Here is a 14,288-nt window from a genome sequence, read left to right on the forward strand (position 1 = left end):
TAATTTTGCGTCTGTTAGACGCATAAGTTGGTAAATTTACAATGGCTAAAACATTAATATTAATCCCATCAAGAATGTCAGCAACTAGATTGCCAGGTAAGCCACTTTTAAAAATTAATAATTTATCAATAATTTCTCATGTTTTTAAAAAGGCAGAGGAAGCAAATATTGGTGAAGTAGTAGTAGCAACAGAAGATAAAGAAATACTTGATGATATTGAAAAAAATGGAGGCAGAGCTATTTTAACTGGTAGCACTCACAAGACAGGTACAGATAGAATTTTTGAGGCTTATGAAAAACTTAATATTAAAGACATTGACTTTATACTAAACCTCCAAGGAGATGAGCCAAATATCGATAAAAATGATATTATAAATTTAAATAATTTTATGATTAATAGTAGTTCTGAAATTGGAACACTAGCAGCAGAAATTAAAAGTGATAAAATGTTAAATGATCAAAATGTAGTTAAGGTTATTACGGAGTCAAAACTAGAAAAAGATAATTTTCCAAAAGCATTAAATTTTACTAGAGATAGTTTTTCAAAAAATAATCAAAATATTTATCATCATATTGGAATTTATTCATACAAAACAAGTATATTAAAAAAATTTGTTAGTCTGGATCAAACTTCAAATGAAAAAAAAAATAGATTAGAGCAGTTAAGAGCATTAGATAATAATTTGAAAATCAGTGTTGCTTTGGCAAATTTTTCTCCTATAGGTGTGGATACAAAAGAAGATTATCTGGCTATAAAAAAAATTATGGAATATAAATCATAAAAATGAGCAAAATTTATTTTCAGGGCACATTTGGTGCATATTCACATCTGGCAGCGTTAGAAATAGATTCTAAGGCAGAGGTAATTCCATGTAAAACATTTGATGAATGTTTTTTAAAAACATCTCAAGATAAAAACTCGAGAATGGTAATTCCTGAGTCAAATAGAATTACAGGAAATATTGGAATCGAATATCTTATTTTTAAGTATAGACTGAATATTTATGCTGAACATTTTCATAAAATTGAACATAATTTATTAGGACAACCAGACAGTAATTTAAGTGATATAAAAGATGTCTATTCTCACTCTCAAGGCTTATCTCAATGCTCTAAATTTATTAAAAAAAATAATTTAGTTGAGCATATTCGTGCTGACACTGCTGGTTCAGCTGAGACAATTTCAAAAACTAAAATTAAAACTGAAGCAGCGATTGCATCTTCTTTGAGTGCAGAAATTTATGATCTAAAAATACTTTCAAAAAATATTGAAAATGAAGAGGGTAATGCCACAAGGTTTTTGGTAATGGGCAATGAAGTTTTACAGCCTGATTTTGGTGAAAAGAAATACATGACTTCTTTTCTATTTAAACTGAAAAGTAAGCCTGCAGCTCTGTATCAATCATTAGGTGGTTTTGCTATTAATGGAGTTAATCTTACAAAGCTTCAAAGTTATCCAGAACAAAATTCATTTGAGTCATACTTTTTCTTATGTGATTTAGATGGCCACATAGATGATTCAAAAGTTCAAAAATCCTTGGAAGAATTAGGACTTCATTGTCAAGATTTTCACGTACTAGGTGTTTTTGAAGCTGATAAATTTAGAGAAAAATAATCCAGAAACTTTTCTTGTAGATTGGAAAACATTACTGTTATAATAGTTTTGGAGGCTAGAGGTGAATGCTGCTTGAACCCGACCAGATCTTAACGGAAGCAGTCGTAGAGACAGTTATTTAGGTTCTAGTCTCCTTTAAATAAAATGAATAAAAATACAAAAGTTTTAGCTTTAAAGTATAGACCTCAGACATTTAATGATCTTATAGGGCAAGATGTTGTTGCGGAAACAATTTCTAATTCTATTAAAGCTAATAAAGTGCCAAATGCCTATCTTTTTACTGGAATTAGAGGAATAGGGAAAACTACTACAGCAAGGATTGTTGCAAAATCTTTAAATTGTTCAAATGGAATAGATAACTTGTGTAAAGAAGAACTTTGTGAAAATTGTAATGCAATTTCTAACTCAAATCATATTGATGTATTGGAAATGGATGCAGCAAGTAAAACAGGAGTAGACGATATAAGAGACCTTATTGAATTTTCTAGATATGGCCCAACTACTGCTAAATATAAGATATTTATAATTGATGAAGTGCACATGCTTAGCAAACAAGCATTCAATGCATTGTTAAAAACTTTAGAGGAGCCTCCAGAATATTTAAAATTTATCTTTGCAACAACAGAAATAAAAAAAATTCCAATTACAGTGGTCTCACGTTGTCAAAGATTTGATTTATCTAGAATTAAATCTTTAGAGTTGTTTGATTTTATTAAGAAAATTAAAGAAAAAGAAAATGGCAACGCATCAGATGATGCTCTTAAATTAATTGTTAAAATTTCAGAGGGTTCAGTTAGAGATGCGCTATCGTTACTTGATAGGGCTCTACTTACTTTGGATAAAGACAAAGAATTAGATCTTGCAGCAGCACAAAAGATATTTGGTTATTTTGATAAGTCTCAATTAATTGATTTATTTGAATTGATATTTGAGGGTAAAGAAACTGAAGTTCTCAACACTTATAGAGAAATATATAACCAGGGTGTTGAACCAAAAATTTTTATTAATGATTTTTTAGAACTCTTGTATTATTTTAAAAATATCGAGTCACTAAATTTAGATGGTAATAATTTTTTATTGAATGATGAAGAGTTTAATAAAATTAAATATCTTTCGGAAAAAGTTAACAATGAAACCTTAATATTATTTTGGCAATTTACTATTAAAACACTTGAGGAGCTTGATATTGTTTCTAATCAACATTTATCAATGGAAATGTTTTTAATTAGACTAATTCATTTAAAAGGCATTAAACAAGATAGTGATGATTATAACAAAGATAGTAGACCAATAGCTGAAAGTGAAAATCAAACATCTTTTTCACCAAAAAAAACAAATGAAGATATATTTGGAATAAAAGATAAAGCAGAAACAATAGGGCAAATGAAAATTATTGTTCAAGAAAAAGATATCAAAGAAAATGAAAATAATAACATTGAAACAAATACCAGTCTTATAAATTCATTTGATGATCTATTAAAAGCATGCTCTTCTAAAAAAGAGATTAAATTAAAATATGAATTAGAAAAAAATGTTAACCTTGTAAGTTTTGAAAACAAAAGAATTGAAATATCATTTAATGAAGATTTAGATAAAGATTTTATTAAAGATATTTCAACAAAACTTTTTGAATGGACCAATGAAAGATGGATTATAAGTCTAAGCAAAACCAAAGGACAGCCATCTAAAAAAGAAGAAGAAATTAACCAAAAAAAAGATTTGATAGAAAGTGTAAAAAATTCTTCAATTTATAAAGATATTTTAAAAAATTTTCCTGACGCAGAACTCATTGATGTTAAACCTATAAAAGAAGATTAAAGAATGACTGATTTTACAAAAATTTTAGATAAGGCAAAAGAATTAGAGGCTAAAATGAAAGAGAGCCAAGAAAAAATAAAAAACATTCAGGTAGAAGGAACGTCTGGTTCAAATTCTGTAAAGGTCACTTTAAATGGTGAAAATGAAATGATCAAAATTGACCTTTCAGACGAAATATTAAAGGAAAATAAGATTATAATCGAAGATTTGATAGTGGCTGCCCATAATAATGCAAAATCAGAATTGAAATCCAAGACATCTGAAGAAATTTCTAAGTCTACAAGTGGATTTGGTATTCCTGGTTTTAAATGGCCACTTTAAGAATATGCAAAATATTAATGAGATAGAAGAATTAATTAAATTAATTTCTAAACTCCCTGGCTTAGGTCCTAAATCTGCAAAAAGAATTGTATTAAAACTTATTAATAATAGGGATGAACTTGTAAAGCCAATGGCAAACACTCTGGCGCAAGTTTATAAAAATGTTATTAGGTGTCAATCTTGTGGTACTTTAAAATCTAATTCATTAGGCTGTAACAATTGTGAAAATTCAAAAGAAAAATATAATAAAATATGTGTAGTTGAAGACATTGCGGATCAATGGTCAATTGAAAATTCAAATATCTATAAAGGCTACTTTCATATTCTTGGTGGCACTATTTCTTCTGCTGGCCAGAGAAAAGAAGATCTTTTGATTAATTCATTGGTAGAAAGAGTTTTAAGAGAAAATATTGAAGAAGTTATACTAGCAACAAGTGCAACAGTAGAAGGTCAAACTACAGCTTATTACATAGAGGATAGTTTAAAAAAAACTTCTACTAAGGTTACAAAACTTGCTCAAGGACTTCCTGTTGGTGGTGAAATAGAAAGTCTCGATGATGGAACTTTATATTCAGCTTTTAAAAACAGAACTGGAATTAAAACTAATTCTGACTAGATTTCTTTAATAATCGATTTAGATGTAATAACGGTTCTGTGTAACCCGAAGGTTGCTCTTTACCTTTAAAGATTAAATCACAAGCTGTCTTAAAAGCAATTGATTGTTCAAAATTTTCAGACATCATCTCGTAGCTTCCTCTTCCAGAGCGAGTATATGCACCATCATTTTTATTTTGATCATCAACAATTTTTGCCATTTTTTTCATTACTTCCATAACTTGTGATTTTGTACAAATATCGTGATGTATCCAATTAGCTATATGTTGAGAAGAAATTCTTAAAGTGGCTCTATCCTCCATTAAACCAACATTATTAATATCAGGTACTTTTGAACAGCCAACTCCATGATCTATCCATCTGACGACATACCCTAAAAGAGTTTGTGCAGAATTGGAAATTTCAGAGTTAATTTCTTTCATTGACCAGTTTGGCCTATCTGCCACAGGAATTGTTAACAGGTCATCCAGTTTTGCAGATTCTCTTTTTTGAATTTCTTTTTGTTTCTCAAAAATATTTATTTCATGATAATGAAGGGCATGAAGAGCTGCCGCTGTAGGTGAGGGAACCCAAGCACAATTTGCACCAGCATTTAGATGACCAGTTTTTTGTTCCATCATCTCTTTCATTTTGTCAGGCATAGCCCACATCCCTTTGCCAATTTGAGCCTTACCAGAAAGACCACATTGAAGACCTACGTCTACGTTATTATTTTCATATGCTCCAATCCATTTAGAAGATTTCATATCTCCTTTTTTAATCATAGGACCAGCTTCCATTGAAGTATGCATTTCATCACCAGTTCGATCTAAAAAACCAGTATTAATAAAAAATACTCTATTTTGAAGTGTTCTAATACACTCTTTTAAATTAGAAGAGGTTCTTCTCTCTTCATCCATAATTCCAATTTTACATGTGTATTTTCCCAATCCTAAAACTTCTTCAACTTTAGTAAAAATTAAATCTGTAAATGAAGTTTCGTCAGGACCATGCATTTTTGGTTTAACAATATAAATGGAACCACTTCTAGAATTACCCTTTTTTTTAATATCATGAAGGCAAGCTGCTGAAGTTATAAAGGCATCCATAATACCTTCTGGTATTTCAGAACCATCTTTTAAAGTGATTGCTGAGTTAGTCATAAGGTGTCCAACATTTCTTACCAATAACAAACTCCTTCCATGTAGCTTTAATCCTTTTCCACCTTTAGAAATATAACTTCTGTCAGGATTTAATTTACGCTCATAAGTCTTTCCATTTTTTTCAAAGATTGATTTCAAATCACCTTTCATAAGTCCAAGCCAATTGCGATAACAAATAACTTTGTCATCAGCATCTACTGCAGCAACACTATCTTCATTATCACAAATAGTTGAAACTGCAGCCTCAACAATAATATCACTAATTTTAGCAGGATCTTGTTGAGCGCTAAAAGCTTTTGGGTCTATAATTATTTCTATATGAAGATTATTATTTTTTAAAATTATTGCTGACGGATCATTGGCCTCTCCTCTATGACCAATAAATTTATCTTTATTTTTTAAAGATGTTTTATTACCATCTTTTAATACTGTTAAAGAGCCATTATCAATTTTAAACCCTGTAATATTATGCCATTCAAAATCTTCTAGAGGAAAATATTTTTCTAAAAAGTCTCTTCCATATTTTATAACCATTTCCCCTCTTAAAGGATCATATCTTTGAGTGGCACTATCTTCAGATTGTTCAATTATATCTGTGCCATACAAACTGTCATATAAACTCATCCATCTAGCATTAGCAGCATTCAGTGCATATCTTTCATTCATGATTGGAACTACTAATTGTGGCCCAGCAATACTAGTTATTTCTTCATCAACGTTATTTGTTTTGATTTTAAAATCTGGACCTACTTCTTTTAGATAATCAATTTCTTTTAAAAATTTTTTATATTCCTCTAAGTTTATTTCATTGCCTTTATTGGCAATGTGCCAATTGTCTATTTTTTTTTGTAAATCTTCTCTTACTTTTAATAGGTTTTTATTTTTTGGAGCCAATTCATGAACTACTTTGTCAAAGCCTTCCCAGAATTTTTCTGAAGAAATATTTGTATCTTTAAGCAATTCCTCATTAATGAAGTTAAGTAATTTATTAGAAACTGATAGATTGTGTATTTTTGTATATTGTTCTCTCATAGCACCCATTTTACCCCATCTGTATTTTTGCCTGAGAGTTTTGCTCCATCGGCGAGATAAATCTCTTTCCAGAGTGTTATGTTTGTTATTGGTCCTTTTGCCTGAGAGTTTCCGGGGTGGTTGCTCCTTCGGCGCTATTATTTAATAGTCTCTCCCAATATATATTTAGAATATCTCTTAATAGAATTATGTCAAATATAAATTATTTAAAACATTTTATTGCCTTTTTTCTTAATTAATTAATAATTAAAAAATTACATGAAAAATTATTTAAATTTTGAAATAGATATTAAAAATTTAGAGTTAGAAATAGAAAAACTTAAAGACCCTTATAATCAAGATGGTCTTTCAGAAGTAGACACAAAAAAAATTTCTGAATCTCAAAAAGAAATAGATAATAAGCTGCAAGAAATTTATTCTAATTTAGACCCTTGGCAAACTACTCTAGTTGCAAGACATGAAGATAGGCCTAAAGCAAAATTTTTTATTGATAATTTATTTAAGGATTTTATTCCATTATCAGGAGATAGATTTTATGGAGAAGATAAGTCAGTATTAGCAGGATTTGCAAAATTTAATGAGAAATCAGTTTTAGTTATTGGCCAAGAAAAAGGAGATAGCCTTGAAAGTAGAATTGAAAGAAATTTTGGAATGATGAGGCCTGAGGGTTATAGAAAAACAATTAGATTAATGAAATTAGCCAACAAATTTAATATTCCAATAATTTCTTTTATAGATACACCTGGAGCATATCCTGGCGTAGGCGCAGAAGAGAGAGGGCAAGCAGAGGCAATTGCTAAATCAATTGAGTGCTGTATGTCGTTAAATGTCCCAACTCTTGCAATTGTTATTGGAGAAGGGGGATCAGGAGGTGCAATAGCACTTGCTTCGTCTAACAAAGTAATCATGTTAGAAAATGCAATTTACTCAGTAATATCTCCAGAGGGCTGTGCCACTATTTTATGGAGAGACCCCAAAAGAACTTTAGAGGCAGCAAAAGCCATGAAATTATCTTCGAAAGACCTCTTAGAACTAAAAGTAATTGATGAAATTATTCCAGAGCCAATTGGTGGCGCTCATAGAGATAGAGACCTAATATTAGATAACGTAAGAAAATCAATTGAAAAAAATTTGAGTGAATTTTTAAATATGAGTGGAGAAGAAATTTTTAATCATAGAAAAAATAAATTTTTGACTATTGGAAGATCTAAAGGATTCGTAAATCAATTAGATGATTTAAGCACACTTAGCATGAAAGAAAACAAGGTTAATATGTTTGTTAAAAATTTCTTTCAATCTAAGTTAAATTTAGTAGCTGCAATTGGATTAATAGTTTTATTGGGCTATTTAGTATTTTCTTTATAAAGCACCACAGCATTTTTTATATTTTTTCCCAGAGCCACATGGACAGGGTTCATTTCTACTTATTTTTTTCCCAATATATTTTGGGTCAATTTGGGTTGTTTCAGGAGACTCTTTTTCTTGAGTAGGTTCTTGAACCATTTTTAAATTGATTAAAATCGTAACAAAATCCATTTTTAATTTATTCAATAGGCTTTCAAAAAGAAAAAAAGCTTCTTTTTTATACTCAACTAATGGATCTCTTTGACCATAAGATCTTAAGCCAATAACTTGTCTCAGTTGTTCGAGATATTGAATATGTGACTTCCAGTTTAAATCTATGCACTGAAGAAAAATTCTTTTTTCGACTTCTTTTGCTTTTTCTTCATCCAACATTTTAATTCTTTCATTTCTTGCTTCTAAAAATTTAGAATTAATTTTATTTTTAAACTCTTCATCTCTTAATTCAGTGACACTTTTGAATTCATTATCATCAACACTTTTTCCTAGTAATGTTTTTAGTTGATTATTAAATTCATTATTTTTAGCTGTTGATAGTTTTTGTGTTTTTAAAGTGATCAAATGACTGATAATTTCAGATAGGAATTCATCCGAATAATCAAAAACTTTTTCACTATTCATTACGCCATTTCTTTGAGAGAATATTACATGTCTTTGGTCATTTAAAACGTCATCAAATTTTAATAAATTTTTTCTTATATCAAAGTTTCTGGCCTCAACTTTCTGTTGTGCTCTCTCAAGTGCCTTATTAATCCAGGGGTGATCAATACTTTCCCCATCTTTTAGACCTAGTTTTTGAAGAATATTATTCATAGACTCAGAACCAAAAATTCTCATTAGATCATCTTCTAAACTAACATAAAAAATTGAACTTCCTTCGTCACCTTGTCTACCAGCTCTTCCTCTCGCTTGGTTATCAACTCTTCTAGATTCCATTCTTTCAGTACCAATAACAAATAGCCCACCAAGTGATTTTATTTTGTTTTTATTTTCTAAAAGCTCATCATCAGGTTGACTTCCTTTTTTCCCACCCAATTGAATATCAACACCTCTTCCCGAGATACTTGTTGTGATTATAACTGAATTCATTTTTCCAGCATTTGCAATGATTTCAGCCTCATTTTCATGATTTTTTGCATTTAAAACTACATGTTTAATTTTTTCATCATTTAATAGTTTTGAATAAATTTCTGATTTATTGATGCTAGAAGTAAAAATTAATATTGGCTGACTTTGCTTATGACATTCAAGAACTTTTTCAATAATAGCTTTATTTTTTTCTTCTTCGGTTCTAAAAATTTGATCATTCCAATCTTTTCTAATCATTTCTTTATTTGTAGGAATGATAACTACAATTAAGTTGTATATTTCATAAAACTCCTGAGATTCAGTTGCTGCAGTCCCAGTACATCCAGAAATTTTATTATAGAGTTTAAAATAATTTTGATAAGTTATTGATGCCAGAGTTTGATTTTCAGCTTGAACATCTATTCTTTCTTTAGCTTCAAGGGCTTGATGTAATCCATCTCCAAATCTTCTTCCTTCTAATATTCTGCCTGTAAGTTCATCAATAATTTTTAATGCTCCATCTTTTACAATATAATCTCTTCCTTTTTCAAATAAGTGATGAGCTCTTAAAGATTGATTTACATGATGAACTAAACTTAAGTTTTCAGGATCATAAAAGTTATTATTTTTTAGGATTCCTGCATCAGAGAATATTTTTTCTACTTTATTTATTCCTTCATTAGTAAGTAATATATTTTTATCTTTTTCATCGATCTCATAATGCTCTGGTAGTAGTCTTTTTATAAGTTTGTCAATAGCAAGATATTGTTCTGTTTTGTCTTCAGCGGCTCCTGAAATTACAAGTGGAGTTCTGGCTTCATCAATTAAACAAGAATCTATTTCATCAACAATAGTATAAATGTGACTTCTTTGAACCATTTGTTCCTTTGAAAATTTCATATTATCTCTAAGATAATCAAACCCTAGTTCACTATTAGTTGCATATGTAATATCAAAATTATAATTTCTTTTTCTTTCAAGATCATCCTGGTCATTGTTTATAAAACCAAAACTTAATCCTAAAAATTTATATATCCCCCCCATTTCCTGAGAATCTCTTTTTGCAAGATAGTCATTTACAGTAACTATATGAACGCCTTTTTCAGACAAAGCATTTAAGTAGGCCGCAAGACTTATTGTTAAAGTTTTACCTTCACCAGTTCTCATTTCAGCAATTTTTCCTTCGTGAAGAACAACGCCCCCAAGTATTTGAACATCATGATGCCTTTCATTTCTTGTTCTCTTAGAAGCCTCTCTTACAAGTGCAAAAGCCTCAGGCAATAGGGCATCTAGATTTTCACCCTTATTGAGTCTATCTTTCAATTCTATAGTTTTGTTGGGAAAGTCTTCATCATGAAGGTTTTTAACAGTAGCCTCCAAGGAGTTAACTTTTACAACTATTTTGTTAATTCTATCGAGCTCTTTTTGATTGCTAGATTTAATGAACTTTGTGATAAAATTTAAGGGATTAAGCATCTAATTTTCTGGTATATAATTAATTATAACTTTTAATATAAATATTAAATAAATATTTTAAATACATGCCAATAAACGTTAAAAACTTTATAAACTCTCTAAATTTAAAGTCAAAAAATAGTGACTTTCAAGATTTAGAACATTTAGATGGAGTTTCAATATCCACTATTTGTGCAAATTTATACAATAAACCTAGAGATGACTTGGTTATGTTTTATTTTAGAGATGGAGCAAACTATGCCTCCGTTTATACACAATCAAAAATAGTTTCAGAGAATATTAAATGGAATTTAAATATAAAAAATAAAAAAATAAGCTCTCTAATTGTTAACACTAGAAATGCTAACGCATTTACGGGACTAGATGGGTACAGGGGTTTAAAAGAGATAGCAGAAGAAGCAGCATTACAGTTAACAAAAAAACAAACTGAAGATGAGGACTTTCCAAAAAAGATATCATCAAATGAAGTTCTTTTTGGATGTACGGGAACAATAGGGGAAAAATATCCAACTGAAAAAATTAAAAGAAATATTCCAGGACTAATCAAAGAAATTAAATATACGCAAAATAAATTTATCTGGATGAAAGCTGCATTAGGTATAATGACAACAGATCTGCAGCCAAAAATTGCCATGGAGGAATGCCAAATAGGAAATAAAAATGTTAAGATTTATGGAATTGCTAAAGGGTCAGGAATGATTTTTCCAAACATGGCAACAACATTAGGTTATGTTTTCACAGATGCAGATCTTACAAATGATATTTTAAGCAAACTATTAAAAAAAAATATCAATACAACCTTCAATGCAATTACTTGCGATGGCGACACTAGTACAAATGATATGGTTTCTATTTTTTCAACAGGAAAAGTAAAAAATTCAATCATTAAAAATATTAACGATAAAAAAATATTTAGTTTTGATAAAGCTTTGCATTCGGTACTATTAAATTTATCAAAAAGAGTAGTTAAGGATGGTGAGGGAGCTACTAAATTTATTACAATCAATATAGCTAAGTCAAAAAATGAGAAAGAAGCAAGAGTAATAGCTTTTTCTATTGCGAATTCAAATCTTGTTAAAACAGCCATTGCAGGAGAAGATCCAAATTGGGGTAGAATAGTAATGGCTATAGGTAAATCTGGAGTGAAAATAGATTTAAAAAAATTATCAATAAGCTTTGGTGGTATAAAAATTATAGAAAATGGAAAAATTTTTAAAAATTACAAAGAAAATGAAGTAGCTAATTATATGAAAGATAAATCAATAGATATTTCAGTAGATTTAAATATGGGTACAAAAAGTTTTACTGCCTACACAATGGATTTAACAAAAAAATATATTGAGATTAACGCCGATTATAGAAGCTAATTTGATATTGAATTAACTTTATTAATTATTAACTGTAACTCATGATTAAATACAAGCTCATATGTAAAGATTGCGAAACTACTTTTGATAGTTGGTTTTCATCGTCTAAGGAATATGAAAAACTTAAAAAGAAAAAATTCTTAAATTGTCATTTTTGTAATTCCTTAAATGTTGGGAAAGCTTTGATGTCTCCTAGTGTAAGCACGTCTAAAAACAATTTGAGAGTTATCAATTCATCTAGTGAAAAATATAGAGAAATCAAAAAAACAATTTCTAAATATCAAGAATTTATAGCAAAAAATTTTGAATATGTTGGAGAAAATTTTGCTTATGAGGCAAGGTCTCTACATTATAATAATAAAAAAAGAGCCAAAGGTATTTATGGCACCGCATCAAAAGAAGATCTTACCGAGTTAAATGAAGAGGGTATAAAAACAGAAATACTACCTTGGATAAAAAATAATACGAATTAATTTTTTATAAATTTTGTAATATAATTAACAGAAGTATCACCTGTTACCTTCCAGCTATTATCCAATATATCAAAATTCATTCCATTTAATTTTTTAAGAGATAGATTGTTTTTTTTACTTATGCGTATTAGCTCACTAGGTTTAACAAATTTTTCCCAATCATGTGTTCCAATTGGCAACCATTTTAAAATATATTCAGCACCTACTATCGCAAATACATAAGATTTTAATGTTTTGTTAAGGGTTGCAATAAACATTATTCCATTTTTCTTTAATAATTTTGAACTTTCTTTAATGAAAAAGTCTATATCATTAACATGTTCAACTATTTCCATGTTTAAAATTACATCAAATCTTGTTTTATTTTTTAACATCTCTGGAGATGCAACTTTATAATCAATTTGCAGGTTATTTTTTTTTGCATGAAATTTTGCAACTTCAATATTTTTCTTTGATGCATCAATACCAACAACATTTGCTCCTAGTCTGCACATTGGCTCAGATAATAATCCTCCACCACAACCAATATCTAGTAATTTAATATTTTTTAAGGGCTTATCAGACGATCTAATCTTAAAATCTTTGATAATATTTTCTTTTATATATCTAATTCTTATTGGATTAAAATTATGTAATGGTTTGAATTTACCATTAGGATCCCACCATTCTTCAGCAATTTTGGAAAATTTCTCAATTTCTTTTTTATTTATTGAATTCATAATAGATGACTTGTGGACATAACAATTAAGATGTATTTTATCAATTATAAATTACAAAATTATCAATGAAAACTGTTGTATTAAAGTTCGGTGGAACTTCTGTTGGAAGCATAGATAGAATAAAGAACGTAGCAAAAATTATTTCCTCTTATAAAAAGAAGAAAATGGGCGTTATTGTAGTTTCATCTGCGATGAGTGGTACAACTAACGAATTAATAAAAAAAACTAAAGAATTAAGTAATAGCTTTGATGCAGCAGAATATGATGTTTTATTAGCAACAGGAGAGCAAGCGACTTGTGCGTTAATTGCCGGTAGATTAAAACACCTTGGTTTTAAAGCTAGATCATGGATGTCATGGCAGCTACCAATTATTACAGAAGGGCCCTATAGCTCTTCAAAAATTAGCAAAATCAATAAAGGAAAAATACTTAGTTTCATGAAATCCGGTGGAATACCTATCATAACTGGTTTTCAAGGTATTAATTTAAAAAATAGGATCACAACACTGGGAAGAGGTGGAACAGATGCATCGGCGATAATGCTGGCAAAATTTTTTAATACTGATGTGTGCGATATCTACACTGATGTAGATGGCGTTTATACTACAGATCCAAGAAATCATTCGAAAGCTAAAAAAATTCATAAAATTTCCTACGATGAAATGTTAGAGATGGCATCGTTGGGTGCAAAAGTTATGCAACCTACTTCTGTACAAGATGCAAAACTAAATAACATTAATTTTTCAGTTAAATCTTCATTTCAAAAAAAGAAGGGCACATTAATAACTGGTGCAAAAAAAACCTTTAGCAATCAAATAATAACTGGAATTACCTCTACAAAAAATGATTCTAAAGTTACGATTGTGGGTGTTAAGGATAGACCAGGAGTAGCAGCTGCTGTTTTTAAACCATTATCACTTAATCAAATTAATGTTGATATGGTAGTTCAAAATATTTCTTTAAATGGAAAAGAAACAGACTTAACTTTTACAATTAAATCTGAGGATTTAAAAAAAACAGAAAAAATAATTAAACAAAATAAAAAAATTTCATTTAGAAAATTTACATACGATAATAATGTTTCGAAAGTATCTATTATTGGTGTTGGTATGATTACAACACCAGGAATTACTTATAGAATGTTCCAGGCATTGGCGTCAAAAAAGATTAACATAATGGTTATTTCAACTTCTGAAATTAAAATTTCAGTTTTAATTTCAAATAAAAAAATAAAAAAAGCAGTAGCAGTGCTTCACAAAGAATTTAAGTTAGATTAAATT

12 protein-coding genes and 1 riboswitch are annotated in these 14,288 nt (G+C 29.2%); of the genes, 9 read left to right on the plus strand and 3 right to left on the minus strand.

The window, feature by feature from the left end:
• The first annotated feature begins 41 nt into the window (after positions 1–41).
• The 5 genes from kdsB to recR all read left to right on the plus strand — a co-directional run bounded on the left by kdsB (position 42) and on the right by recR (position 4,370).
• Positions 42–782 carry a 3-deoxy-manno-octulosonate cytidylyltransferase gene (gene kdsB, locus ABXT45_RS00540; RefSeq protein WP_415313699.1) on the plus strand — a complete coding sequence of 247 codons (741 nt, stop codon included), beginning with the start codon at positions 42–44 and terminating at the stop codon, positions 780–782.
• Positions 783–784: 2 nt separating this feature from the next.
• The gene (locus tag ABXT45_RS00545) at positions 785–1,615 is read left to right on the plus strand and encodes a prephenate dehydratase domain-containing protein (protein WP_415313701.1); all 831 of its coding nucleotides are present in this window, start codon (positions 785–787) and stop codon (positions 1,613–1,615) included.
• A 144-nt stretch (positions 1,616–1,759) separates the two neighbouring features.
• Positions 1,760–3,433, plus strand: a complete 1,674-nt coding sequence (gene dnaX, locus ABXT45_RS00550) for a DNA polymerase III subunit gamma/tau (RefSeq protein WP_415313703.1) — start codon at positions 1,760–1,762, stop codon at positions 3,431–3,433.
• Between the two features lie 3 nt (positions 3,434–3,436).
• Positions 3,437–3,754, plus strand: a complete 318-nt coding sequence (locus ABXT45_RS00555) for a YbaB/EbfC family nucleoid-associated protein (RefSeq protein ID WP_271519748.1) — start codon at positions 3,437–3,439, stop codon at positions 3,752–3,754.
• A 4-nt stretch (positions 3,755–3,758) separates the two neighbouring features.
• Entirely contained in the window at positions 3,759–4,370 is a 612-nt protein-coding gene (recR, locus tag ABXT45_RS00560; protein ID WP_415313705.1) for a recombination mediator RecR, read from the plus strand.
• Here the strand turns inward: recR and ABXT45_RS00565 are convergent.
• Positions 4,357–6,552, minus strand: a complete 2,196-nt coding sequence (locus tag ABXT45_RS00565; protein ID WP_415313706.1) for a malate synthase G — start codon at positions 6,550–6,552, stop codon at positions 4,357–4,359. The genes recR and ABXT45_RS00565 overlap by 14 nt on opposite strands.
• A 70-nt stretch (positions 6,553–6,622) precedes the next feature.
• Positions 6,623–6,710: riboswitch (glycine riboswitch) on the minus strand.
• 91 nt (positions 6,711–6,801) lie between these two features.
• Here ABXT45_RS00565 and ABXT45_RS00570 point away from each other — a divergent pair.
• A complete protein-coding gene (locus ABXT45_RS00570; protein ID WP_415313708.1) occupies positions 6,802–7,908 on the plus strand; it encodes an acetyl-CoA carboxylase carboxyltransferase subunit alpha in 1,107 nt (368 codons plus the stop codon).
• Here the strand turns inward: ABXT45_RS00570 and secA are convergent.
• On the minus strand, positions 7,903–10,449 hold the full coding sequence (secA, locus tag ABXT45_RS00575) for a preprotein translocase subunit SecA (protein WP_415313710.1): 2,547 nt from the start codon (positions 10,447–10,449) through the stop codon (positions 7,903–7,905). The two genes, ABXT45_RS00570 and secA, sit on opposite strands and share 6 nt — an antisense overlap.
• A 65-nt stretch (positions 10,450–10,514) precedes the next feature.
• On the opposite strand from secA, the gene argJ reads away from it, so the two are divergent.
• Complete coding sequence (gene argJ / locus ABXT45_RS00580; protein WP_415313712.1) at positions 10,515–11,816, plus strand: bifunctional glutamate N-acetyltransferase/amino-acid acetyltransferase ArgJ; 1,302 nt, start codon at positions 10,515–10,517, stop codon at positions 11,814–11,816.
• A 41-nt stretch (positions 11,817–11,857) separates the two neighbouring features.
• Positions 11,858–12,289, plus strand: coding sequence for a DUF1178 family protein (locus ABXT45_RS00585; protein WP_415313714.1), 432 nt, complete (start codon positions 11,858–11,860; stop codon positions 12,287–12,289).
• Here the strand turns inward: ABXT45_RS00585 and ubiG are convergent.
• Positions 12,286–13,008: a bifunctional 2-polyprenyl-6-hydroxyphenol methylase/3-demethylubiquinol 3-O-methyltransferase UbiG gene (gene ubiG / locus ABXT45_RS00590; RefSeq protein WP_415313715.1), complete on the minus strand. Its 723-nt coding sequence runs from the start codon at positions 13,006–13,008 to the stop codon at positions 12,286–12,288. The genes ABXT45_RS00585 and ubiG overlap by 4 nt on opposite strands.
• A gap of 65 nt (positions 13,009–13,073) precedes the next feature.
• On the opposite strand from ubiG, the gene ABXT45_RS00595 reads away from it, so the two are divergent.
• Entirely contained in the window at positions 13,074–14,285 is a 1,212-nt protein-coding gene (locus ABXT45_RS00595) for an aspartate kinase (protein WP_415313717.1), read from the plus strand.
• The last annotated feature ends 3 nt before the right edge of the window (positions 14,286–14,288 follow it).

The sequence above is a fragment of the Candidatus Pelagibacter sp. Uisw_106 genome (assembly GCF_047724975.1).
Classification (GTDB): domain Bacteria; phylum Pseudomonadota; class Alphaproteobacteria; order Pelagibacterales; family Pelagibacteraceae; genus Pelagibacter.